Below are 21541 nucleotides of genomic sequence, written 5' to 3'. Positions count from 1 at the left end.
GCACGAACGCGGCGGCTGCCTGGACGTCGGCGGCGTGAACTCCGGCGCCGGGCGCGGAAGCGCGGCGGGCTGCTCGGCGACGGGCGGCGGTCTTATCGGTCGCCTACACGCCGGGGGAAGGTATGGAGAGCCGCCACGACAGCGATGCCACCACGGGTTCACATCCAAGGCGCTGGACGGAAGGGGTGCCTCAAGACACGGGGGCACCCCTTCTTCATGCCTCCCCGGTTCCACGGGGGATGTCAGTACCCCCTGCGATGCTTCTGTGGTCACCTTGGCGGGAGGGATCATGGGCTTCGGTTACAAGACGTCATGGCTCGCTGTGCGGTCCGCCACGCCGGAGGAGGTGGCCGACGCCCTCGACCTGCGTCACCGGCGGATCGCGGGATGGACGGACGGCACCGAAGCCGCCTACCGGCAGGGGGTCTTCGTGGCCCGGCCCGTCGCCGACTGGACGGTTGCCCACGGCCGGATCCATCTGACTCCCGAGGCCACGGAGCCGGGCTTCACCGCCTGGCTCGAGACGCTCGGCAAGCGGCTCGGGGACCTGCAGTTCTTCGCCACCGACCGGATCGGCGAGTACCACGCCTGGGCCAAGGTCGAGTCCGGTGAGCTGACCCGCGCCTACTGCTACGTCGGTATGCGCGGTGAAGTGCCCCTGCACGTCGGTGAACCCACGGCCATCGAACGGGAACTCGGTGTCGGGCAGCGCCGGCTGGAAGACGGCTGGCGGGACTGGCAGGAAGCCGAGTGGGACGCCTGGCACGCCGCCATGCCGGTGGAGTTCGACGTCATGCGCATCGCGCGGAACTGGGGCCTGTGCCCCCTCGACATACCCGACGACGCCGTCGCCCCGGGCATCCACGGCTTCCCCTCCGGCGTCGAGCCCCGCGACCAGCCCTGATGCGGCGTCGGCCGGACGGAGGGGGTACCCCAAGACACGGGGGCACCCCTTCCTCGTGTTCCGGACGGTTGCGGTCAGAAGAGGATCTTGTAGCCGCTCCAGCCGGTGCCGATCTTCACGCGGCCGCCGAAGCCGCCCTTGCCGTTGCCCGCCCAGCGGTACAGGTTGCCGTGGGCGTCACGGGTGATCAGGTCGTCGCGGCCGTCCTGGGTGAGGTCGCCGATGCCGACCATGGAGTTGTACGCGTTGAAGCCCGAGGCGATCTTCACGCGGCCGCCGAAGCCGCCCTTGCCGTTGCCGAACCAGCGCCACAGGACGCCGGCCTTGTCGCGGCCCAGCAGGTCGCCGTTCCCGTCGCCGTTGAGGTCGCCCGCGCCCACCAGGGCGGTGTAGCCGGACAGGCCGGTGGCGACGCGGACCCGCTTCTTGTACGCGCCCTTGCCGTCCGCCGAGTACCGCCAGAGCGAACCCGACTTGTCGCGTCCCAACAGGTCGGGCCGTCCGTCGCGGGTGAGGTCCCCGGGTGACGTCAGGACGTTGTAGATGTTCCAGCCCTTGCCGATGAGCGAGGACTTGTTGGTGCCGCGGGCGAAGTAGACCTGGCCGATGCCCCAGTACGCGCGCAGCTCGCCGGCGGAGTTGCGGACCAGCATGTCCGCGTTGCCGTCGCCGTTGAGGTCGCCCGCCGGCACCAGGGTCGAGGAGACGGGCCAGTCCGCGGTGTAGCTACGGTTGTAGAAGTACCCCTTGGAGTGGCCCTCCCAGGAGTCGGTCCTGCCGTCCTTCCGGACGGCGACCATGTCGGGGAATCCGTCGCAGTCGTAGACATGGGTCGGCAGGACGCCGCACAGCACCTGGAGGTTGCCGCTCCCCACGGGCACCGCCGCGGTGCCACCGCCGAACCGGGCGGTCAGCTGCCAGGTGTAGACGCCGCTGCGGGTGAGGGCCCCGTTGGACTCCCTGCCCTTCCAGAAGGCCCGCAGGCCGTCGAGACCGCGTTCGGCCCCACCCTGCACCACGGCCACCCGGCGCCCTGTCGTCTTCTGGACGATGGCCAGCTCCCAGGAGTCCACAGGGCGGCTCAGTAGCAACGAGGACGACCAGGTCGAGTAGATCGACGTGGTGGTCCGCGGCGCGACGGCGTCGGAGGTGTGCTGCTCGCCGATGACCGGTGCGGAGTCAGGTACGCCGTCCGCCGCCACGTGCACGCGGCGGTCCGCGTCCACGTAGGCGACGTGTCCGCTGTACTTGTCCACGGTCCAGGTGATCCTGCGGTCGTCCGTGAGGGTTCCGGCCGGGAGGGTGGCGAAGGTGCGCTCCGCGAGCGGGGTCCCGGTGTGGAAGTCGGTCACCTTGAGTTCGCCGGCGCTCCGGTCGTGCCGCACCACATAGCCGTCGCCGAGCATGGCCGGGCCCGACGGCACCGCGAAACCGCGGTTGTTCGTGAGGTCGTACACCCCGGCCTGCTTGTCGGGACCGCAGGACCAGTACAGCCACCGCGCGGTCGCCTGGAGCTCGGTGGGCACGCAGGAGGCACCGGTCCGCACGGTCCTGCCCGCGGTGACGCCGTTCCCGTCGAGCAGTTCCGCGGTCAGCGTGCCGGGGCTGCCGGGGTTCGCGCTCCACAGGGTGGAGTACCAGAGCGCCGCGGCCTGCACGGGACGGCTGCGGATCACCTTGGCGGAGCCGGGGTCGACCAGGTACTGGGTCCTCGGGGAACCGCCGTCCACCACCACGTACGAGGGGGACGCGTCCCTGACCTCGCCGCCGTTGCCGGGCACGGGCAGCCGCGCGTACGAGGTGTCGGCGTTCACCCGCGTCTCCAGGTACGTCCGCCCGTCCGCCTGGGACAGGAAGGACAGCCCGTACCAGTTGCCCTCGACGATCCGTACGCATTCCTGGTCCGTCGCGCAGCGCACGACGGAGGAGGGGATGCCCGCGGGCCGCGGCCGGGCCGCTCCCGCGACGGGGACCGGTCCGGTACCGACGTCCTGCTGGTGGAGGGAGAGCCTGCCCTCGGTGCTGTCCACCCGGTTGAGGGTGCCCCGGTACAGGCTGAGCCCGAGCACCTTGGCGATCACGGGGGGCAGCGGCTGGACGACCTGTCGCGCGGGGGTCCCCTCGGAGCCGGCGGTGAAGCGGTGCACCGCCCAGTCGCCGGTGCCGGAGCCGCCGACGACCAGGGCGCTGCCGTCCGCGGCCTGCGGCGGTTGGTCCCCGACGACCGCGATGTGGTCGAGCGCGGTGCCGGGCTCGCCGCCGTCGAGCGGCCGGGCCGTGAGCCGCCGGCCGAGCGTGGTGCCCGAGGTGGTGTCCGGACCCGAGGTGAGGAGGGTGTCGCCGACGAGGGCCACGGCGGCCGCGTCGTCGGGCAGCGGGAACTCCCGTACCCCGGAGGAGACGTCGGCGCGGGGCAGCCAGCGCAGACCGGCGAAGCCGTGCCCCCACCAGGCGACGCGGTCCGCAGTGAGCAGGATGCGCAGGCCCTCACCGCTCATCGTGTCGGGAAGCGGGGTGAGCACGCCGGTTGCGGCGTCCAACAGCCCGTAGCGGTACGCGCCGTCCTGCCGGTACGGGATCACCGCCGTGCCGCCGTCCACGGCCTTCGGCTGCAGCGAGAGGCTGCTCAGCTGGGCGCCGGCCGGCAGCCCGGTGACGGGCAGCGGCTGGGCGGGATCGGAGCCGGTGTCGAGGAGCACACCGGCGGAACTGGTCGTGCTGGTCGCGGACTCCAGGGCGAGCACCTTGCCCCCGACGGTGCCCCGGAAGGTGTGACCGGCCGGGAGCTGCACCTCCCGGCCCTGGCCGGTGTGCGGGTCGAGCAGGGTGAACCAGGTGGCGCCCCGGACCGGGCTGGGCGACACGGCGAGCAGGTCGCCGCCGGCGCCGACGGGGCTCACGACCGCGTTGGCCGGAAGCGACTGGAGGCCGGGCACCCGCGTCGAGGTGCCGCTCGCGAAGTCGGTCCAGGTGTAGCCGTCCCGGCCTTCCTGCTGGTGCAGGAAACCAGTGGTGCCGCCGGCCAGCGGGGTGTCCACGCGCGGGGTGGCCCGGTCGGCGGGCGGGATCACGACCTCCTGGGTCGCGTTCGTCGCGGTCACCTCCTGGGCGGCCCGCGCGCTTGGTGCGTCGACGGCGAGCGGGACGGCCGTCCCCGCGACCGCCAGGACCGTGGCGGCCGCTCGCGCCGCGAGGCCGGTCCCGCGTCTGTGGCGGCCGGTGGACAGTGGATCAGGCGACGTCCGGGTCGGTGCCCTCACGTCTCCCCCCTCAAGGATGTGTCGGTGCGCCGCCGCGCGGCGGTGCCGGACCGTTGCCGTCGCGTCGGCCGCGCCGCCCCCGACGGTCGCGGCCCGCCATGCCGGCCGCCGGTGCGTAGACGCTAGCCGATCGGTCGACCGCCGCCGCGGGCAGGTGGGGTCAACGAGAGGCGGGTTGCCGGGGCTTCGGTGCAGCTCGTCGTGGGCGTCGGCCGGACGGGGCGCGGCCCCATGGGTGGAACCCCGGTGTCGGTGACCGGGGGGCGGGGGTGGGGCTGGGAGAATACGCTTAACGGTCAAACCGGTCATGGGATGTGCTCGCGTGCCGCGGGCGGTCGCCGGGCCGGTGCCGGCCGCCGTCCCGAACGGCAAGGGCTGATCACCATGACGGGTGTCGCGCTCCTGGGTGTGCTGCTGGCCGCCGCCGGTGGTCTGGCCTATGCCCGCGAACGGTTCCCGGTCGCGTTCTGGCTGCTGTTCGGGATGCCGCTGGTCTGGGGGCGGTTCCTGTCGACCTACGGCTCCACCATGGCGGCCTGCGGGCTGGCCGTACCGCCGTCGCGGGTGCGGGTGTTGGCGGGGTGGGCGATGGGGCGCCGGGAGGCGCGGCCGGTGCCGCCGAAGATCCGCCGGCTGGGCGGCTCGCTGACCGGGATGCGGGTGCGGCTGCGGCTGCCGGGCGGGCTGGAGCCCGCCGACGTCGTCGCCGCGTCCAGCCGGCTGCGCCACGCCTGGGGCGTGCACGCGGTGCACGTGGCCGAGCTCGGGCCCGGGGTGGTGGAGTTGCGGATGACCGGCTACGACGTGCTCCGCGAGGTGCGGATGCCGCGTCGTCTGCCGTCCGGGCCGATGGTGGTGCCGGTGGCGCTGCGGGACGACGGGACCGCCTTTGTGCGCGACTACCGGGAGGTCCCGCACGCGCTCACCCTCGGGGCCAACCAGTCGGGCAAGTCGACGTACCAGCGCAACCTGATCATGAACCTGGCCAGGCTGCCGGTGGCCCTGGTGGGGATCGACTGCAAGGGCGGGGTGGAGCAGACCCCGTACGCGGCGCGGCTGTCGGCCCTGGCGACGGACCGGGCGCAGGCGGCGGAGCTGCTGGACGCGCTGGTGGCGGAGATGGAGCACCGGTTCGCGCTCCTCAAGGAGTGCCAGCGGACGGCCCTGGACAGCCCGGACGAGGAGGTGGCCTCCGACATCTGGGGGCTGCCCGCGTACGTGCGGCCGGTGCCGGTCGTCGTGCTGGTCGACGAGGTCGCCGAACTCTTCCTCAGCGCGACGAAGAAGGACGAGGAACGCCGGGACCGCACGGTGGCGAACCTGATCCGGCTGGCCCAGCGGGCCCGCGCGGTCGGCATCTATCTGGAGATCTGCGGGCAGCGCTTCGGGGTGGAGCTCGGCAAGGGCGCGGCCACGCTGCGGTCACAGCTCTCCGGGCGCGTCGTGCACCGCGTCAACAAGCAGACCGCCGAGGTGGGCCTAGGCGACATCTCGTCCGAGGCGATGGCCGCCGCGACCGCCATCGCCCGGGACCGGGTGGGCGTCGCGGTGGCGGGCGACGCCTCCGGCGGCTGGTCCCACATCCGCAGCCCGCGGGTGTCGATCGCCGAGACCGCTGCCGTCTGCCGGGCCCACGCCCACCTGGTGCCCGAGCTGCCGGCCCTGGACCGCTACCGTCCCTCCGCCCGCGGCGAGGACGACGGGCCGCAGGAGCCCGGCCCCTTCCCCCGGCCCCGCTCGGGCCCGGAGTGACGGCGGGGCCACGGCCGGGCGGGTGAACGGCTAGCCTCGCGGGGTCGTTCGCCGGGGCATGGGCGTCGGTGTGGAGGAGGGGATCGTGATGGCGGGGTTTCCGTCGACCGAGCCGTACGCGTCGGGGCTGCTCGACGTCGGGGACGGGCAGCGCGTCTACTGGGAGACCAGCGGGAACCCGGAGGGCAAGCCGGTCCTGTGCGTGCACGGCGGCCCGGGCTCCGGGGGCAAGCGGGGCAGCCGGAAGACCTTCGACCCGGAGGTGTACCGGATCGTGCTCTTCGACCAGCGGGGGTCCGGGCAGAGCCTGCCGCACGCCTCGGACCCGGCGGTGTCGCTCGAGCACAACACCACCGGGCACCTGATCGCCGACATGGAGCGGCTGCGCGAACACCTGGGCGTCGAGCGGTGGATGCTGTACGGCGGCTCGTGGGGCTCGACGCTGATCCTGGCGTACGCGCAGCGGTACCCGGAGCGGGTGTCGGAGATCGTGATCGTCGGGGTGACCACGACCCGGCGGGAGGAGATCGACTGGCTCTACCGCGGTGTGGCCCGGCTGGTGCCCGGGCCATGGGAGGCGTTCCGGGACGGGGTGCCGCCCGCGGAACGGGACGGGAACCTCCCCGCCGCCTACGACCGGCTGCTGAACAGCCCGGACGCCGCCGTGCGGGAGAAGGCCGTACGCGACTGGGTCACCTGGGAGGACGCGGTCATCGCCCACGAGACCAACGGCAAGCCGGGGGCGTACGGCGACCGGCCGGACGCCGACCTGGTCGCCTTCGTGCGGATCTGCGCGCACTACTTCGCCAACGGCGCCTGGCTGGAGGAGGGGCAGTTGCTGCGGGACGCGCACCGCCTCGCCGGCATCCCGGGCGTGCTGATCCACGGGCGGCTGGACCTGGGCGGCCCGCTGACCACGGCGTGGGAGCTGGCCAAGGCGTGGCCGGGGGCGGAGCTCCAGGTGATCGACGACTCCGGCCACACGGGCAGCCCCACCATGGGGAAGGCGGTCGTGGCCGCGGCGCGGCGCTTCGGAACGCGCTGACGCGGCAAGCCGTGCCGGGGGCGTGCCCCGGCACGGTCACTTGCCGCGGGGGCGGGGCGGGACGATGTCCAGGATCGCCATCATGCCCATGTCCTCGTGGTTGAGGATGTGGCAGTGCAGCACGGTCCGGCCGGTGAAGTCCGTGAAGGGGACGCGGATGACGACGTTGCCGCGGGCGGGCACGTTGACCGTGTCGAACCACCGGTGATCCGGGTCGGTGGCCTTCCCGTCGGTGCTCATCAGCTGGAACTGGTTGGTGTGGACGTGGAAGGAGTGCTCCTCGTCGGAGTCGTTGCGGACCGTCCACTCCTCGACGGTGTCGAGCACGGAGGTGAAGTCCACCCGGCCCGGTGCGTACGTGCGGCCGTTGACGTAGAACACGTCGCCCGCCGCGTTCTCGGTGAACACCACCGTCTTGCGGTGCGCGACCGTGACGTGTGCCAGGTCCTGGTTGGGCGCGAAGTCCGTCGGGATCCGCGCGGGGGTCACCGGGGCGCCGGCGGTCACGACGGTCGCCAGGTCGGTGCGCGGGAAGCGGTTGCCGGCCTTGCCGGTGTCGTAGGCGAGGGTCTCCAACGTGGTGGTGCCGGGCCGGGGGGCGCCCTGCACCAGGACGTCGAAGCGCGCGCCGGCGGCGATGACCAGGGTCTGCGCCGCGTAGACCCGCCGGACCGGGTAGCCGTCCTGGGCGATCACGTGGAAGCGGCCGCCCTTCAGGTGCAGCCGGTAGTAGATGTTGGCGCCGATGTTGGCCGGCCGCCACAGCTGGGTCTCGCCGGGCCGCAGGGAGATCACCGGGTTCTGCCGGCCGTTGACCGTGCGGTTGGTGCGTGCGCCGATCTTCAGCCCGTGGGTCCTGATCGCGTCCCCGTGGACCTGGAAGTCCTTGAGCGCGACGACGTGTTCGGTGATGCCGCGCAGCGCCGCGGGCAGGTACCGCCGCAGGCCGTCGACGACGATGACGGTCGACTCCCCGCCCGCGACCTGGGCGGCGGACATCATGTCGGCGTGCGAGTGGTACCAGTACGTGCCGGGCGTGACGGTGCGCGGCAGCCGGTAGGTGTAGTGGTGGCTCCTGCCGTACTTGATGGCGACGAAGATGTCGTCGGCGGGGCCGCGCGGTGAGACGTGGAGTCCGTGCACGTGGACGTTGGTGTCCTGGCGCACCCGGTTGGTCATGGCGAGGTCGATGCGGTCGCCGGGCCGCACGCGCAACGTCGGCGGCATGTACCTCCCGTTGTAGGTGAGGGCGTACAGCCGGTGGTCGCCGACCCGCACCTTGCGGCGTTCGACGACGACGCGGGCCTTGAGGACGCCGTCGCGGCTGACCAGTTCCGGGGGCTCCTGCAGCCGCGGGCCGGCGGGTTCCACCGGGGGTGCCCGGCGGTCCTGCGGGGCGGGCCGGTCGGCGCCGTGAGGGTGCCCGGACGGGGCGTGACCCCCGCAGCCGGCGAGCCAGGCCGCGGCCAGGAGCAGCAGGGCGACCAGCCGCGCCGGCGCGGTTCGGGTACGGGACCGGGTCACATCTCTCCCCAGGGGAAGCGGCACGGCCGGGCGGTGGGCGTCCGGGTGCGGGGGCGCGACGGGCGGCGGGGTCCGTCAGCCGGAGCGTAGGAAGCGGACGGCTGCCTTCCGCTGCGCCACGCACCACCGGGGGGCGGCATCCGCTCGAACGGCAGCACGGTGGCAGTCGCAGGTGGTGCCCGGTCCGGGGAGAGGGCGCGCCCCGGAGGGCGGGCACCCGGGAAGGCGGGTCACCGGGATTGGCCGAAAGTCGTGCCGTAACGATTCCCCGCCCGTGGGGCCCGGGTCGTGGCGCCCGGGGCGGGGGCGGCCGGGTCAGTCGCGGCGGTTGTGCAGGTTTGTCGACAGATCGTCACGCTTGCGAGCGAAAGGGATCAAGGTCCGGCTTGTCCGCCGCGGTGCTGGGCAACTCTGGTTGCGGCGACGTCGCAGAGCCGGCGGAGCGGTCGGCCGGCCGCGCCGCGCACCTCGTATCCACTCCTCGGAGGGAAACACATGGCAAGCATCCGTACCGCCCGAGTCATGGCCACCCTGGCCGCACTGCCGCTGGCGGCGGCCCTGTTCGCCGGCACGGCGGTGGCCGACAACGGCGCCGTGGCGGGTGGCACCTCCAACGCGACCGTGGTGAGCAACAGCGGTGGCAACGTGGGCCGCGACAACTTCGGGACGGTGACGACCACGCAGCAGGCGGCGACCGGGGCGGGGGCCTCCAACCAGAACAGCACCGCCAGCGTGGTCGGTTCGGCCTTCACCACCATCAACCAGCCCACGCTGAACATCCACTTCGGTCCCATGTGGTGAGCGGACCGGCCCGCCGCCGGGGCGGGCCGGGGGGCTGAAGGGTCGACTGCGCGACGGCAACTCACTGCCGTCGCGCAGTCACGTCCGGAGCTGTCCACAGCCTGTGGACAGCGTCTTCCGTCCGGGCGTCTTGACAGCGGCGCCATCCCCTGGCCAACCTGACGATCAGTCAGAAAACAGGGGCGGTGACGGCGACCATGACGACCGACGACGACCTGTACGAGCGGCTGCGGACGTACGAGGGGCGCCCCGCCGCCATTGCGGGCGAGGGCAGGGACCCCGTCAACACGCCGATGATCAGGCACTGGTGCGAGGCGATGGGCCATCCCCTCCCGCCGGACGGAACGGCACCCGCCCCCATGCTCCAGGTATGGACCATGCGCGGCCTGCCCGCGCTCCCCGGCGACCCGGCCGCCGCCGGGGGCGGCTCCCGCGCCGGCGCCTACGACGAACTCCTCGCGCTGCTCGACGGCGCCGGCTGCACCGCGGTCGTCGCCACCGACTGCGAGCAGGAGTACCTGCGGCCGCTGCGCCCGGGCGACCGGATCACCTTCGACGCGGTGATCGAGTCCGTCTCCCCGCGCAAGACCACCCGGCTCGGCAGCGGCCACTTCGTCACCACGCGCACGGACGTACGGGCGGACGGCGAACCCGCCGGCCGCCACCGCTTCCGCATCCTCAAGTACGCCCCCGCGCGGGCGCCGGGCGAACGGCCGCGGCGGCCCCGCCCCGTCGTCAACCGCGACAACGCCGGTTACTGGGAGGGCGTCGAGCGGCACGAGTTGCTCATCCAACGCTGCTCCTCCTGCGGCACCCTGAGGTTGCCGTGGCTCCCCGGCTGCAACAGCTGCGGCTCCGGCGCCTGGGACACGCTACCGGCCTGCGGGCGTGGCACGGTCTACAGCCGCGTCGTCGTGCACCACCCGCCGTTCCCCGCCTTCGACCCGCCGTACGCGGTCGCCCTGGTCGAACTGGCCGAAGGCGTCCGCCTGCTGGGCGGCGTCGTCGGTGTGCCGTACGAGAAGGTGCGCATCGGCATGCCGGTGACGCTCGCGTTCCGGCACGCCGACGGGGAGCCGGCCGTGCCCGTCTTCCGCGCGGAGGTGTGAGGTGACCGGACCGACGCAGGTGCGGGCCGGCGACGTCCTGCCGGAGCTGCGGATCCCCGTCACACGGACGCTGGTCGTCGCCGGGGCGATCGCCACCCGCGACTTCCAGGACGTCCACCACGACCCCGACGCGGCCCGGGCCAAGGGCTCGCCGGACGTCTTCCTGAACATCCTGACCACGGGCGGGCTCGTCGGCCGTTACCTCGCCGGGCACTTCGGCCCCTCGGCGGTGCTCCGCTCGCTGCGCGTGCGCCTGGGCACGCCGGCCCACCCCGGCGACGAGCTGGTGTTCACCGGCAGCGTCACGACGGTGCGCGGCACGGCGGCGACCGTGGAGGTCGTCGGCGCGGTCGGGCGGGGGAACCACGTCACGGGCACCGCGGTGGTGGAGGTGGGCGGCGGATGAGCGTACGGCGGCGCGACGGACTGGGCGGCCGGGCCGCGATCGTGGGGATCGGCGCCACGGAGTTCTCCAAGGACTCCGGCCGCAGCGAACTGCAACTGGCCGTGGAGGCCGTGCGGGCGGCGGTCGAGGACGCCGGGCTGACGCCGTCCGACGTCGACGGCATGGTCACCTTCACGATGGACACCAGCCCGGAGATCACCGTCGCCCAGGCCGCAGGCATCGGCGAACTCGGCTTCTTCTCCCGGATCCACTACGGGGGCGGTGCCGCCTGCGCCACCGTGCAGCAGGCCGCGATGGCCGTCGCGACCGGCGTCGCGGACGTCGTCGTCTGCTACCGGGCGTTCAACGAGCGCTCGGGCCGCCGCTTCGGCTCCGGCGTCCGGCGGCGCGAACCCTCGGCGGAGGGTGCGGCGCTCGGCGTCAACCTTCCGTCCGGGCTGCTCACCCCCGCATCATGGGTCGCCATGTCGGCAGAGCGCTATCTCCACACGTACGGGCTCGAACCGGAGGTTTTCGGCCATGTCGCCGTCGCCGGGCGCCGGCACGCCGCGACCAACCCGGCCGCCTGGTTCCACGGCCGGCCCATCACCCTGGCCGACCACGCCGCCTCGCGGTGGATCGTCGAGCCGCTGCGGCTGCTCGACTGCTGCCAGGAGACCGACGGCGGCCAGGCGCTGGTCGTCACCTCCGCCGAACGCGCCCGCGACCTGCGGCATCCGCCGGCGGTGGTCAGGGCCGCGGCGCAGGGCGCGGGGCGCGGCCAGGAGCAGATGACCGGCTACTACCGGCCGGACCGGGACCTGTGCGGGCTGCCCGAGTCGGCCGTCGTGGCCCGCCAGCTGTGGCGCACCTCCGGCCTCGGGCCGGCGGACGTCGACACCGCCGTCCTCTACGACCATTTCACCCCCTTCGTCCTGATGCAGCTGGAGGAGTACGGGTTCTGCGCACGCGGAGAGGCGGCCGCCTTCGCCGCCGACGGCGGCCTGGAACGGGGCGGGAGGCTGCCCGTCAACACCCACGGCGGCCAGCTCGGCGAGGCGTACCTGCACGGCATGAACGGCATCGCCGAGGGGGTACGGCAGTTGCGCGGCACCAGCGTCAACCAGGTCCCGGGCGCGGCCCACGTCCTCGTCACGGCCGGTACGGGAGTCCCCACCTCGGGACTGCTGCTGGGCGCGGCGGACTGAGTGTTCCCGCCGCTCGCCGCCTGCCGCTCGCCGCCCGGCGGCCCATACGGGGCCGGGTGTTGCTGCGTACGGCTGACAAGGGGGCGTGGCTCCGCCGTCAGCGGGAAGGCGCCTGCGTTCACTCGACGCATGCGCGAACACAAGCCGATCATCCGACACGGGGCGGTCGTGGCGATGGTGCTTGCCTGCCTCCTGGCCGGGCCCACCGCGGCCGAGGCCGTCGCGCCGCGTCCCGCCGCGTCGGTCGCCGAGCGGGCCCAGGCGGCGGCTTCCGCGCCGGACACGGCCCCCGCCGGAGGACCGGCCCGAACACCCGGTGACGGCGGTGACGACGGCCCGTTCGGCTTCGCCGACACCGGCCTCCTCGACGGCCTGGACCTCCCCTACGGCCTCGGCGGCGGGGGCGCCCCCGAGAGCGCCCCGGCGCGGGTCTACCGCGGCTACGGCTTCGACACCTGCCGCACACCGCCGCTGTCCACGATGCGCGCCTGGCTGCGCTCCAAGTACCGCGCCATCGGCGTCTACTACGGCGGCCGCGCCCGCGCCTGCACCACGCAGCGCCACCTGAACCGCAACTGGGTGCGCTCGGTGCACCGGATGGGCTGGCGCATCCTGCCGATCTACGTGGGCTCGCAGTCGCCCTGCGTACGCGGCAGGCACCTGCGCGGCCACCGGATGAGCACCGACGACCCCTGGGGCCAGGGCGCGAGCGAGGGCTGGGACGCCGTGCGCAGGGCCGCCGCCCTCGGCTTCGAGCCCGGCAGCGCGCTCTACCTCGACATGGAGGCGTACAACGTCAAACGGTCCCGCTGCGCCGACCAGACGCTCGACTTCATCCGGGGCTGGGACCGCGAGGTCGACGACGCCGGCTACCTGCCGGGCCTCTACAGCAGTTCGGAGTCCGGCATCCGGCACATCGAACGGGCCCGCCGTGAGGGCTACGACGACCTGCCGCGCGCCGTCTGGTTCGCCCGCTGGCAGGGGAAGCCCGCGGTGGGCAGCGAACCGGTCCTCGAAAGGGACGCCTGGCATCCGCACGGCCGCATCCACCAGTACTCGGGCAGCGTGCGCGAGAAGCACGGCGGACGGCGGCTGGCGATCGACCGCAACCGGCTGGACGGGCCGGTGGCCGTCGTCGGATGACGCGGCGGGCGACCGCCGGGACGCGGCCCCTGCGGGGTGACCCGTAGGGGCGGCGGGTCCGGCCTCAGCCCTCCGGAGGTGGGGCGGGCCCCCGCCCTACGACTTCAGGGTGACCCCGCTTCGGCACCTGCGGCGGATCCCCGGCGGCCGGACCGGCTCCTAGCGTGGAGCCATGACCACGCCCGTGTGCACAAGCGCCGCGCAGGCCCAGTTCACCCGCTACGTCCGGGCCAAGGGCCCGGCGCTGCTGCGGACCGCGCGCTCGCTCACCGCCAACCCCTGCGACGCCGAGGACCTGCTGCAGACCGCCCTCACCAAGACCTACCTGGCGTGGGACCGGATAGACGACCACCGGGCGCTGGACGGCTACGTGCGCCGCACGCTGGTCAACACCCGTACCTCGCAGTGGCGCAGGCGCCGCGTCGAGGAGTACGCCACCGAAGAGATCCCCGAGCCGCACGGCCACGCCGTGACCGGCCCCGACGCGGCCGAGCAGCAGGCCCAGCGCGACGCGCTGCTGCGCGCGATTTCCCGGCTCCCCGCCCGCCAGCGGGCGATGGTCGTCCTCAGGTACTACGAGGACATGAGCGAGGTGCAGACCGCCGAGGTGCTCGGGGTGTCCGTGGGCACGGTCAAGAGCGCGGTGTCGCGCGCCCTCGGCAAACTCCGCGAGGACCCCGAATTGCGCCTGGGGTAGTGACATACCGCTCGGTATGCCAGCAGAATCTCAGCACCCACCTACCCACGCGTAGCCGCTTCAACGAGGAGGCGACCGGTGCTGAGCACAATGCAGGACGTTCCCCTGCTGGTGTCCCGGATCCTGACCCACGGCTCGACGGTGCACGGCCGGTCGCAGGTCACGACCTGGACCGGCGAAGGCGAGCCGCACCGCCGGTCGTTCGCCGAGATCGGGGCCCGCGCCGCCCGCCTCGCGCACGCGCTGCGCGACGGACTCGGCGTCGAGCGCGACGACCGCGTCGCCACGCTGATGTGGAACAACGCGGAGCACGTCGAGGCGTACTTCGCGATCCCCTCCATGGGGGCCGTCCTCCACACGCTCAACCTCCGGCTCCCCGCCGAGCAGTTGGTCTTCATCGCCAACCACGCCGCCGACCGCGTGGTCCTTGTCAACGGCACCCTGATCCCGCTGCTCGCACCGCTGCTGCCCGCCATGGAGTCGGTCGAGCACGTGGTCGTCGTCGGCCCCGGCGACACCTCGCCGCTGGAGGGCTGCCGCCCCACGCTGCACGCCTACGAGTCCCTGATCGAGGGCCGCCCCGAGAGCTACGACTGGCCCGAGTTGGACGAGCGTTCGGCGGCCGCCATGTGCTACACCTCGGGCACCACCGGCGACCCCAAGGGCGTGCTGTTCTCGCACCGTTCCATCTACCTGCACTCCCTGCAGGTCAACATGGCCGAGTCGATGGGCCTGACCGACTCCGACACCACCCTGGTCGTCGTGCCCCAGTTCCACGTCAACGCCTGGGGCCTGCCGCACGCCACCTTCATGACCGGCATCAACATGCTGATGCCGGACCGCTTCCTGCAGCCCGGCCCGCTCGCCGCGATGATCGAGGCCGAGCGCCCCACGCACGCCGCGGCCGTCCCCACCATCTGGCAGGGCCTGCTCGCCGAACTCGCCGCCAATCCGCGGGACATCGGCAGCATGCGCCACGTCACCATCGGCGGCTCCGCCTGCCCGCCCTCCCTGATGGAGGCGTACGACAAGCTCGGCGTCCGCCTCCTGCACGCGTGGGGCATGACCGAGACCTCCCCGCTGGGCACCATGGCCCACCCGCCGGCCGGCCTCACCGAGGAGGAGGAGTGGCCGTACCGGATCACCCAGGGCCGCTTCCCCGCCTCCGTGGAGGCCCGCCTGGTCGGCCCCGCCGGCGAGGTGCTGCCCTGGGACGGTGAGTCCGCGGGCGAACTGGAGGTCCGCGGCGCGTGGATCGCCGCGGCCTACTACGGCGGAGCCGACGCCGAACCGCTGCGCCCCGAGGACAAGTTCAGCCCCGACGGCTGGCTGCGCACCGGGGACGTCGGCACCATCACCCGCGACGGCTACCTGACGCTGACCGACCGCGCCAAGGACGTCATCAAGTCCGGCGGCGAGTGGATCTCCTCCGTGGAGCTGGAGAACGCCATCATGGCCCACCCGGCCGTCGCCGAGGCCGCGGTCGTGGCCGTGCCCGACGACCGCTGGGGCGAACGGCCGCTCGCCACGGTCGTCCTCAAGGACGGCAGCACGGTCGGCTACGAGGAGCTGCGGACCTTCCTCGGCGAGAGCATCGCGCGCTGGCAGCTGCCCGAGCGCTGGGCGGTCATTCCGGCGGTGCCGAAGACCTCGGTCGGCAAGTTCGACAAGAAGGTGATCCGGCGCCAGTACGCGGAGGGGGAGCTGGAGGTCACCAAGCTCGTCTGACGGCACGGCACGGCACGGCACGGCACGGCACGCGTGCGCCGGGCTCCGGGGGACGTGCCCCCGGGGCCCGGCGCACGTCGTGCGGAGGGCCCTCAGGAGCCGATCTTGCCGAGCATGTCGACGATGCGGCCCTGGACGTCCGCGCTGGTCGAGCGCTCCGCGAGGAAGAGCACCGTCTCGCCGGACGCCAGCCGCGGCAGCTCCGCCGGGTCGATGTCGACCGCGGTGTAGACGACCATCGGCGTGCGCTCCAGCCGGCCGTTCGACCGCAGCCAGTCGACGATCCCCTGCCGCCTGCGGCGGATGAGCATCAGGTCCATCACCACGAGGTTCGGGTGCACCTGCGCGGCCAGCGTCATCGCGTCCGCCTCGGACTGGGCGTGCGCGACGTGCATCCCGCGCCGCTCCAGCGTCGCGGCGAAGGCCTGGGCGATCGGCGCGTGGGCCTCGATCAGCAGCACCCGCGGCGGGTGCTGCTCGCTGTCCCGCGGCGCCAGGGCCTTGAGGAGCACGGCGGGGTCGGCCCCGTACGCGGCCTCCCGCGTCGCCTGACCGAGGCCGGCCGTGACGAGCACCGGCACCTCGGCCTGCGCCGCCGCCTGACGGAGCGACTGCAGGGCGGTCCGGGTGATGGGCCCGGTGAGCGGGTCCACGAAGAGCGCGGCGGGCGGATCGGCGACCTGCGCGTCGACCTCCTCGCGGGAGCGGACGATGACCGGGCGGTAGCCGCGGTCGGTGAGTGCCTGACGGGTGGCGACGTCCGGCTCGGGCCAGACCAGCAGTCTGCGCGGCTCGTCCAGGACGGCCCCGGGCTCCTGGGCGTTCTCCTCCGTGACGTCGACGGCGCCGTTGGGGCCGTCGAGCGGCTCGGGGCCCTCGGTGTCCTCCGTGGGGGCGCCTATGGCGTACGCCCGGCCGGGGGTCTCCGTGCCGTTGACGACGGCGGGCGCGGCGGGTGCGATGGGCGTCGCGGGGGGCGCGGTCTGCGCCGGCTCGGGCTCCGCGGGGGTGGCCAGCTTGCGGCGCCGCCCTGAGCCGCTGGACGGCTGCGCGATCTGCTCGTTGATCTGCTGGGCGAAGGCGACGCCCTGGCCGAGGGTCCGCACGCTGATGGCCCGGCCGTGCGTACCGCCGCCGTTCTGCGCGGCCTGCGCCTCGGGTTGTGCCTGCGGCTGCGCGGGCGCGGGGGCGGGGGCCAGTGCCTGGGGCGGGACCATGGGCTGCGGCTGTGCCGGCGGCTGCGGCGGGGCGACGGGTTGAGGCTGCGCCACGGGCTGCGGTTCCGGGCTGCGCTGCGTCTGCTCGGGGATCATCGGCGGCTCGAGGGCCAGGGGTTCCGGCCGTGCCGCGGGGGTGGGCGGCGGGAGCCGCCGCGGGTCGACGATCGCCGACGGGCGCGGGGTGTTCTCGACGATGCCGCGCGGACGGCGGGCCGACCCCTGGGCCTCCGGCCACTCTGTCGCCGGCGTGGCGGGGACGGAGGGGGCCGACGGGGCGGGCGGCAGCGCGGGCAGCTCCGGCTGGGCCGGTGCCTCCGCGACGGCGGCCCGGCGCGCGCGGCGGCCGTTGCCCGGTGCGCTCTGCTCCGGCGCGGGTGCCTCCGGCAGCGCGGGCAGCAACCCGGGCTGCGGCTCCTGTGGGGTGGCACGGCGGGCCCGGCGGCCGGTGGGCTGCTCCTCCGCATCGGCCGGAGCCGGCGGGAGCGCGGGCTGTGCCTGGGGTTGCGCCTGGGACTGCGGTTCCCCGGGGCGGCGCAGGGCACGGCGCCGTCCGGTGGGGGTCGGGGCGTCGGTGGTGGGCGCGGCGGGCAGCGCGAGCGCGGCACCGGGCGCCGGCGCCGGAGTCGCCACCGGCGTGGCCGGCCGGGCCGGCTGCGGGACCGGGACGGCCAGGGGCGCCGGGGACGGCGCCGGCGGCAGGGCCGCGGGGGCCGTACCGCGCACCGGCTCGGCCGGCACCGGCATCACGGTCGTCTCCGACTCCCGCCGGGCCTCCTTGACCGCCGTCTTCGCCCCGCCCTTGCCGACCGGCACCTCCATCACGTAGGCGCTGCCCTGCCCGGGCACCTCGTGCGTCTGGAGCACACCGCCGTGCTTCTCGACGATGCCGCGCGCGAGCGGCACGTGCACCGGGTTGTCGCCCGCGTGCGGGCCGCGCACCTCGATGCGGACGGAGTCGCCGCGCTGCGCCGCCGCCACCACGATCGTGGAGTCGACGCCGCCGACCACGACCGGCACGTTGCCGGCCGCGTCGACGCCCGCCACGTCCGCGATCAGGTGGGACAGCGCCTGCGACATCCGCTCCGGGTCCACGGTCGCCTCTATCGGCGGGGCGTGCACCGCGTACTGGGCCCGCCCGGGACCGATCAGCTCGACGGCCGCCTCGACACCGGACGCCACGACCTTGTCCATCGAGGTCGTCTCGCGCTGCAGCTTCTCCTCGCCCCGGTCGAGCCGCTGGAAGGAGAGCACGCTGTCGATGAGCGTGGTGATCCGCGCGTAGCCCGCGGTGAGGTGGTGCAGGATCTGGTTGGCCTCCGGCCACAGCTGCCCGGCCGGGTCGTTGGCCAGCCCGGCGAGCTCGGCCCGCAGTTCGTCCAGCGGCCCGCGCAGGGCGTCGCCGAGCAGCGACTGCAGTTGCGCGTTGCGCGCCGCGAGCGCGTCGAAGCGCGTGCGGTCGGTGAAGGTCATCACCGCGCCGACCAGCTGGTCGCCCTCCCGCACCGGCGCCGTGATCAGGTCGACCGGCACCGAACGCCCGTCCTTGCGCCACAGCACCTGGCCGCGGACCCGGTGCTTCAGCCCGGAGCGCAGCGTCTCGGACAGCGGCGTCTCCTCGACGGGCAGCGGGGTGCCGTCCGGACGGGAGTGGTGCACCAGCGGGTGCAGCTCCTGACCGCCGAGGTCGGTGGCCCGGAAGCCCAGGATCTGCGCGGCCGAAGGGTTGACCAGGACGATCTTGCCGTCGGTGTCGACGCCGATCACGCCCTCGCTGGCGGCGCGCAGGATCATCTCGGTCTGGCGCTGCTGGCGGGCGAGTTCGGCCTCGGTGTCCAGCGTCCCGGTCAGGTCCCGGACGACCAGCATCAGCAGCTCGTCGCCGGTGTAGCTGTAGGTCTCGGCGAAGGGTGTGCGGGCGTCGTCGAGGTTCGCGCTCGTGACCTCCACCGGAATTTCACTGCCGTCGGTCCGCCGGGCGACCATCCGGGTCGGTTTGGTACGGCCCTCGTCGTCGTCGGGGCGGCGCATCGAACCGGGGATGCGACGCGCGTCGAACGACGGCAGGAGGTCGAGCAGCCCGCGGCCCACGAGGGCGGTGCCCGGCGACTCGAAGGTCTCCAGGGCGATGGAATTGGCGTTGACGACGGTCCCGTTGGCGTTCACCAGCAGCAGGGCGTCGGGCAGCGCGTCGAGTATTGCCGCGAGGCGAGCAGCGCCTCGGGATGGCCTGCTGCTCACGAGACGCGTCCTCCCTGAAAACCGCACTTGCTGCCGCGCCACCACCCGCGAAGGGGGCTTCCACCGGTGGTGGCCCATCTTGCCGCCGACCGGGGGGCATGTCACTAGAGCGAGTGTACGGGCAGAGGTTGGCGGCGAGGCTCTGGATGCCCATGTCCCGTACGCGTGAGTAGCGTTCGTGGCCGGGCCGTGCGGATGTGGTGTCGGTCACCCTCGCAGGTCACGCACCCCGGCCGGCGGGCCCGTCGTGGGCCGGGGGTGCGGGCAGCACGGGGGCCATCCGCCGCCAGCGGGCCGTCTCGCAGCCGTTGCTGCGGTCGTAGCGGGCGTCCACGGGCCGGCCGCGCCAGCTGCCGCGTACGGTCGCGCGCTGCGGGCCGCTGTAGATCATCGTGCACATCGTGCCCGCGGGCGAGGGCCCCACGGGACCGCCCAGCCGCTCCAGGTGGGCGCACGCCTCCGACGCCTCGGGGTGGGTCCCGCCGGCGGGGCCGCAGCGCAGGTCGTACTCCGTCACGTGGCCGCCCCCGTCGTCCACGGTCACCCGCAGCACGTCGGGCGGCCCACCCGGCGGCCCACCCGGCAGCCCCGGAGGGCAGGCCAGGGCCGGTGCGGCCACCGTCAGTGGCAGGCCGAGCGCGAGCGCGGCGGTCATGGGCACACGAGCCAATCGCATGCTCCGTCCCTACCTCCCCGCCGCCGCCCGCGCCCGCCAATCCACCCGATCGTGGGCGCGTCGCCCCGGCGCCCGCCGCAACGCCTTTGCCCTGGCCGCACGCGGCCTAGTAATCTGGTCAGCGATTGGTCCCAGCCCGGTGGGCTGTGCCATCATCTGCACACACCCGCTCGCGCGGGCGCACCAGGAGGCGTCGCCTAGTCCGGTCTATGGCGCCGCACTGCTAATGCGGTTTGGGCTTTACCGTCCATCGAGGGTTCAAATCCCTCCGCCTCCGCTCCACGGAAGCCCCGGCCAACCGGCCGGGGCTTCTGCCGTTCCCGGGACCCCTGCTGGGCCGCCGTTGAGTTGTTTCCGCAGGTCAGAACGGGTGTGGCTAATGGATTTCACCTCACGGCGCGGGTCATGTAATGTTGTTCCCGCAACGCCGACCGGCAAGAAAACGCCGGGAAGCACAAGCACTCGTAGCTCAACGGATAGAGCATCTGACTACGGATCAGAAGGTTGCAGGTTCGAATCCTGCCGAGTGCACAGCACACCAGAGGCCCCCGGGATCACCCGGGGGCCTCTGGCGTTGTGATGGCGTAGATGGGTCCGCCCGCCCGTTATGAGGGGTGCCGCGGCGGCTAGGGTGTGCGCAGTCAGGACCGGGTTCACACAAGGAGGGGTGGTCGCGATGGCGGACATCGAGGCGGCCAAGAAGGCGTTCACGCGATTCGATGTCGACGGGGACGGGCTCATCACGGCGAACGAGTACAAGAGCGTGATGGCGCAGCTCGGGGACTTCAACGTGACCGAGACGGTGGCGCAGAGCGTGATCAGGGCCGTCGACGCCAACGGCGACGGCAAGATCTCGTGGGACGAGTTCTGGGCGGCCCAGCAGGCCTGACGCCGGGCCGGGGGCTCAGGCCCGGGTCTCCTCGAGGAGGAGCTGGGGGACCTCGGTCGCGCCGCACAGCCGCAGGGTGCGCGCGTGCAGTCGCGGGCAGCGGATGGTGACGCGGTCGGCGGGGCCGAGGGACGCCACGTGGCGGATCAGGACGACCGCGCAGCGGGCGTCGATGAAGGAGATCCGGGTGAGGTCGACCCGGGACGGCGGTCCGCCGGGCGCCGCGAAGGCGTGACGGACGGCCAGTTCGAAGTCGTTGCGGGTGGCGAGGTCGGCGTCGCCGCGCAGGGCGAGGGTGCCCCCGGAGCGCTCCGCGCGCAGGGGGTCCTGGCGCGGGCGTACGCAGACCGGGTGGGCGGCCCGGAGCCGGTCGAGGAGCGGGGCGGCGAAGCGCCGCTGGTCGTACTCGCAGATGGCGGTGAGACCGAGGCCCGCGAGGATCGCGGTCATGGCGGTCTCGTGGCCGAGCAGGCGGTCGCGGTCGAGGCCGGGACCCAGCGCCCAGGACATGTCGCCGGCGACGCGGAGCCCGGAGAAGCCCTGCCGGTGTGCGGTGTTCGTCAGCGCGGCCCAGGCCCCGGCGGCGTCGTAGCCGGGGACCTCGGGGGTGATGACGAGCGCGCTGTGGCACACCGCCTCGGCGGCGCCTACCCCGTGGGCGGTGAGGCGGCCGAGTGCTTCGGCCGGAGACGTCCCCGGGCCGGTGGAGAGCAGGACGCGTTCGCCGCGGGCCAGGCCGATCGCGGTGAAGGCGGCGCGGATCTCCCAGCGGTCGTCCTCGTCCTGGAAGCCGAGGCAGGCGTGGTCGCCGGACGCCATGCGGTCGACCGGGACGGTGCGGGGGACGGTGCCGCTGTCCATGGGGCCGAACATACGCCCGGCCCCGCGGCGAGGCCGGGCGCTGAACGCCTTTGAGCGGAGGGTTCCGTTCCTGTTCGGCGGATTGCCCCGACTGATCCCCA

General features: G+C 73.8%; 16 protein-coding genes and 2 tRNA genes. 13 read left to right on the top strand and 5 right to left on the bottom strand.

Going from position 1 to position 21541, the window contains the following annotated elements:
- The first annotated feature begins 289 nt into the window (after positions 1 to 289).
- Positions 290 to 904: a hypothetical protein gene (locus ACFZAU_RS09550; protein ID WP_500551699.1), complete on the top strand. Its 615-nt coding sequence runs from the start codon at positions 290 to 292 to the stop codon at positions 902 to 904.
- Between the two features lie 74 nt (positions 905 to 978).
- On the opposite strand, the gene ACFZAU_RS09545 is transcribed toward ACFZAU_RS09550, so the two are convergent.
- Positions 979 to 4164 (bottom strand): FG-GAP repeat domain-containing protein, encoded by a 3186-nt coding sequence (locus tag ACFZAU_RS09545; protein WP_500551698.1) that lies wholly within the window; start codon positions 4162 to 4164, stop codon positions 979 to 981.
- Positions 4165 to 4548: 384 nt separating this feature from the next.
- Between ACFZAU_RS09545 and ACFZAU_RS09540 the strand changes: the two genes are divergently transcribed.
- Positions 4549 to 5916 carry an FtsK/SpoIIIE domain-containing protein gene (locus tag ACFZAU_RS09540; protein ID WP_500551697.1) on the top strand — a complete coding sequence of 456 codons (1368 nt, stop codon included), beginning with the start codon at positions 4549 to 4551 and terminating at the stop codon, positions 5914 to 5916.
- A gap of 88 nt (positions 5917 to 6004) precedes the next feature.
- Positions 6005 to 6961 carry a prolyl aminopeptidase gene (gene pip, locus ACFZAU_RS09535; RefSeq protein WP_500552071.1) on the top strand — a complete coding sequence of 319 codons (957 nt, stop codon included), beginning with the start codon at positions 6005 to 6007 and terminating at the stop codon, positions 6959 to 6961.
- A 36-nt stretch (positions 6962 to 6997) separates the two neighbouring features.
- On the opposite strand, the gene ACFZAU_RS09530 is transcribed toward pip, so the two are convergent.
- On the bottom strand, positions 6998 to 8485 hold the full coding sequence (locus ACFZAU_RS09530) for a multicopper oxidase family protein (RefSeq protein WP_500551696.1): 1488 nt from the start codon (positions 8483 to 8485) through the stop codon (positions 6998 to 7000).
- 495 nt (positions 8486 to 8980) lie between these two features.
- On the opposite strand from ACFZAU_RS09530, the gene ACFZAU_RS09525 reads away from it, so the two are divergent.
- The 7 genes from ACFZAU_RS09525 to ACFZAU_RS09495 all read left to right on the top strand — a co-directional run bounded on the left by ACFZAU_RS09525 (position 8981) and on the right by ACFZAU_RS09495 (position 15556).
- Complete coding sequence (locus tag ACFZAU_RS09525) at positions 8981 to 9286, top strand: hypothetical protein (RefSeq protein ID WP_499604769.1); 306 nt, start codon at positions 8981 to 8983, stop codon at positions 9284 to 9286.
- A gap of 197 nt (positions 9287 to 9483) precedes the next feature.
- On the top strand, positions 9484 to 10395 hold the full coding sequence (locus tag ACFZAU_RS09520; RefSeq protein ID WP_500551695.1) for a bifunctional MaoC family dehydratase N-terminal/OB-fold nucleic acid binding domain-containing protein: 912 nt from the start codon (positions 9484 to 9486) through the stop codon (positions 10393 to 10395).
- Between the two features lie 19 nt (positions 10396 to 10414).
- Positions 10415 to 10801, top strand: a complete 387-nt coding sequence (locus ACFZAU_RS09515) for a MaoC/PaaZ C-terminal domain-containing protein (RefSeq protein ID WP_499605035.1) — start codon at positions 10415 to 10417, stop codon at positions 10799 to 10801.
- Positions 10798 to 11988, top strand: a complete 1191-nt coding sequence (locus tag ACFZAU_RS09510) for a lipid-transfer protein (protein ID WP_500551694.1) — start codon at positions 10798 to 10800, stop codon at positions 11986 to 11988. The genes ACFZAU_RS09515 and ACFZAU_RS09510 overlap by 4 nt, the downstream gene beginning before the upstream one ends.
- 129 nt (positions 11989 to 12117) lie before the next feature.
- Positions 12118 to 13131: a DUF1906 domain-containing protein gene (locus tag ACFZAU_RS09505; protein WP_500551693.1), complete on the top strand. Its 1014-nt coding sequence runs from the start codon at positions 12118 to 12120 to the stop codon at positions 13129 to 13131.
- 172 nt (positions 13132 to 13303) lie between these two features.
- Positions 13304 to 13828 (top strand): SigE family RNA polymerase sigma factor, encoded by a 525-nt coding sequence (locus tag ACFZAU_RS09500; RefSeq protein WP_499604777.1) that lies wholly within the window; start codon positions 13304 to 13306, stop codon positions 13826 to 13828.
- A 78-nt stretch (positions 13829 to 13906) separates the two neighbouring features.
- Positions 13907 to 15556 (top strand): long-chain fatty acid--CoA ligase, encoded by a 1650-nt coding sequence (locus ACFZAU_RS09495; RefSeq protein WP_500551692.1) that lies wholly within the window; start codon positions 13907 to 13909, stop codon positions 15554 to 15556.
- 92 nt (positions 15557 to 15648) lie between these two features.
- On the opposite strand, the gene ACFZAU_RS09490 is transcribed toward ACFZAU_RS09495, so the two are convergent.
- Together ACFZAU_RS09490 and ACFZAU_RS09485 are read right to left on the bottom strand one after the other, a co-directional pair.
- The gene (locus ACFZAU_RS09490) at positions 15649 to 19014 is read right to left on the bottom strand and encodes a hybrid sensor histidine kinase/response regulator (protein WP_500551691.1); all 3366 of its coding nucleotides are present in this window, start codon (positions 19012 to 19014) and stop codon (positions 15649 to 15651) included.
- Between the two features lie 220 nt (positions 19015 to 19234).
- The gene (locus ACFZAU_RS09485; RefSeq protein ID WP_500551690.1) at positions 19235 to 19690 is read right to left on the bottom strand and encodes an SSI family serine proteinase inhibitor; all 456 of its coding nucleotides are present in this window, start codon (positions 19688 to 19690) and stop codon (positions 19235 to 19237) included.
- A 186-nt stretch (positions 19691 to 19876) separates the two neighbouring features.
- Between ACFZAU_RS09485 and ACFZAU_RS09480 the strand changes: the two genes are divergently transcribed.
- The 3 genes from ACFZAU_RS09480 to ACFZAU_RS09470 all read left to right on the top strand — a co-directional run bounded on the left by ACFZAU_RS09480 (position 19877) and on the right by ACFZAU_RS09470 (position 20579).
- Positions 19877 to 19967: transfer RNA gene (locus ACFZAU_RS09480), tRNA-Ser, on the top strand.
- A 181-nt stretch (positions 19968 to 20148) separates the two neighbouring features.
- Positions 20149 to 20221: transfer RNA gene (locus tag ACFZAU_RS09475), tRNA-Arg, on the top strand.
- Between the two features lie 145 nt (positions 20222 to 20366).
- Entirely contained in the window at positions 20367 to 20579 is a 213-nt protein-coding gene (locus ACFZAU_RS09470) for an EF-hand domain-containing protein (RefSeq protein WP_499604807.1), read from the top strand.
- A 15-nt stretch (positions 20580 to 20594) separates the two neighbouring features.
- Here ACFZAU_RS09470 and ACFZAU_RS09465 read toward each other — a convergent pair whose 3' ends face one another.
- Positions 20595 to 21440: an MEDS domain-containing protein gene (locus ACFZAU_RS09465; RefSeq protein ID WP_500551689.1), complete on the bottom strand. Its 846-nt coding sequence runs from the start codon at positions 21438 to 21440 to the stop codon at positions 20595 to 20597.
- Positions 21441 to 21541: the final 101 nt, after the last annotated feature.

This window comes from Streptomyces sp. NPDC008238 (assembly GCF_042956445.1).
Lineage (GTDB): Bacteria > Actinomycetota > Actinomycetes > Streptomycetales > Streptomycetaceae > Actinacidiphila.
The sequence above is the reverse complement of the archived record's forward strand: the minus strand, read 5'-3'. Positions and strand labels throughout refer to the sequence as shown.

Coding starts and splice junctions, on each gene's coding strand:
- ACFZAU_RS09550 (WP_500551699.1), top strand. CDS start 290: ATGGGCTTCGGTTACAAGACGTCATGGCTCGCTGTGCGGTCCGCCACG.
- ACFZAU_RS09540 (WP_500551697.1), top strand. CDS start 4,549: ATGACGGGTGTCGCGCTCCTGGGTGTGCTGCTGGCCGCCGCCGGTGGT.
- pip (WP_500552071.1), top strand. CDS start 6,005: ATGGCGGGGTTTCCGTCGACCGAGCCGTACGCGTCGGGGCTGCTCGAC.
- ACFZAU_RS09525 (WP_499604769.1), top strand. CDS start 8,981: ATGGCAAGCATCCGTACCGCCCGAGTCATGGCCACCCTGGCCGCACTG.
- ACFZAU_RS09520 (WP_500551695.1), top strand. CDS start 9,484: ATGACGACCGACGACGACCTGTACGAGCGGCTGCGGACGTACGAGGGG.
- ACFZAU_RS09510 (WP_500551694.1), top strand. CDS start 10,798: ATGAGCGTACGGCGGCGCGACGGACTGGGCGGCCGGGCCGCGATCGTG.
- ACFZAU_RS09505 (WP_500551693.1), top strand. CDS start 12,118: ATGCGCGAACACAAGCCGATCATCCGACACGGGGCGGTCGTGGCGATG.
- ACFZAU_RS09500 (WP_499604777.1), top strand. CDS start 13,304: ATGACCACGCCCGTGTGCACAAGCGCCGCGCAGGCCCAGTTCACCCGC.
- ACFZAU_RS09485 (WP_500551690.1), bottom strand. CDS start 19,690: ATGCGATTGGCTCGTGTGCCCATGACCGCCGCGCTCGCGCTCGGCCTG.
- ACFZAU_RS09470 (WP_499604807.1), top strand. CDS start 20,367: ATGGCGGACATCGAGGCGGCCAAGAAGGCGTTCACGCGATTCGATGTC.
- ACFZAU_RS09465 (WP_500551689.1), bottom strand. CDS start 21,440: ATGGACAGCGGCACCGTCCCCCGCACCGTCCCGGTCGACCGCATGGCG.